This window comes from Streptomyces anandii JCM 4720, assembly GCF_014650655.1.
Classification (GTDB): domain Bacteria; phylum Actinomycetota; class Actinomycetes; order Streptomycetales; family Streptomycetaceae; genus Streptomyces; species Streptomyces anandii.
Genome location: NZ_BMVJ01000008.1, coordinates 245,644 through 246,723, shown reverse-complemented (window position 1 = coordinate 246,723; position 1,080 = coordinate 245,644). Strand labels below are relative to the sequence as shown.

Genomic DNA, 1,080 nt, shown 5'->3' with positions numbered 1-1,080 from the left:
CCCCCCGCACAGCACTGCACAGCTCACTGAAACTCCCCACGTTCTCCAGGAGCGGCAGCATGCGCACCAAGGCCAAGTTGTACGCGGCCGTGCTGGGCCTCACCACCGCCGGAGCCTTCGTGCTCTCCACCGGCGGCGCCAGCAGCCACGGCTACACCGACCTCCCCATCAGCAGGCAGAAGCTCTGCGCCAACGGCACCGTGACCAACTGCGGCGGCATCCAGTGGGAGCCGCAGAGCGTCGAGGGCCCCAAGGGCTTCCCGGCGGCCGGGCCGGCCGACGGGCAGCTGTGTTCCGGCAACAACAGCCGGTTCGCCCCGCTCGACAGCCCGCGCACCCCCTCGGGCGGCGCCTGGCCGACGACGAAGGTCACCGGCGGGCAGAGCTACACCTTCCGCTGGCAGTTCACCGCCATGCACGCCACGACCGACTTCAAGTACTACGTGACCCGCCAGGGCTGGAACCAGAACCACGCCCTGACCCGCGCCGACCTCAACACCACCCCGTTCCTCACCGTCCCCTACGGAGGTCAGCGCCCGCCGGCCACCCTCAGCCACAGCGGCACCCTGCCCACCGGCCTGAGCGGCCACCACATGATCCTCGCCGTCTGGACGATCGCCGACACGGGCAACGCCTTCTACGCCTGCTCGGACGTGACCTTCTGACCGGCCCCGGACGTCCAGGCGTGACCGGGTGCACGTCGAAGGGCCCCCGCTTCCGCGAGGGGCCCTTCATCTGTGCGCCGCCAGGGACTCGAACCCCGGACCCGCTGATTAAGAGTCAGCTGCTCTAACCAACTGAGCTAGCGGCGCATGACTCCCGCCGTCCGCTCTTCGCGGCCGGCGACGAAGAAAATACTACCTGGTCCACGAGGGTGCTCGTGACCCCCCGGGCCCGGCCCGGTTCCTAGATCGCCAGTGACAGCATCACCGGTGCCGCGTCCCGGTTCAGCTGTTCCGCCGCACGGCGCAGCCGGTGCGCGTGCTCGACGGGCAGCGACAGGGCCAGGCAGCCCACGGCGGAGCCGGCCGTGACGGGGACGGCGGCGCACACCGTGCCGACCGCGTACTCCTGGAGGTC

General features: G+C 70.6%; 1 protein-coding gene, 1 tRNA gene and 1 pseudogene. 1 reads left to right on the top strand and 2 read right to left on the bottom strand.

The window, feature by feature from the left end; translation table 11 throughout:
* The first annotated feature begins 59 nt into the window (after positions 1 to 59).
* Positions 60 to 665, top strand: a complete 606-nt coding sequence (locus tag IE249_RS16995; protein WP_189705659.1) for a lytic polysaccharide monooxygenase auxiliary activity family 9 protein — start codon at positions 60 to 62, stop codon at positions 663 to 665.
* Positions 666 to 738: 73 nt separating this feature from the next.
* Here IE249_RS16995 and IE249_RS16990 read toward each other — a convergent pair.
* Together IE249_RS16990 and IE249_RS37555 are read right to left on the bottom strand one after the other, a co-directional pair.
* A tRNA-Lys gene (locus IE249_RS16990) sits at positions 739 to 812 on the bottom strand.
* Positions 813 to 906: 94 nt separating this feature from the next.
* Positions 907 to 1,080 (bottom strand): annotated as a pseudogene (locus IE249_RS37555) (IclR family transcriptional regulator); the annotation flags it as partial.

What these genes read in the sequence shown, in the direction of transcription:
- IE249_RS16995 (WP_189705659.1), top strand. Translation starts at nt 60, where the DNA reads ATGCGCACCAAGGCCAAGTTGTACGCGGCCGTGCTGGGCCTCACCACC.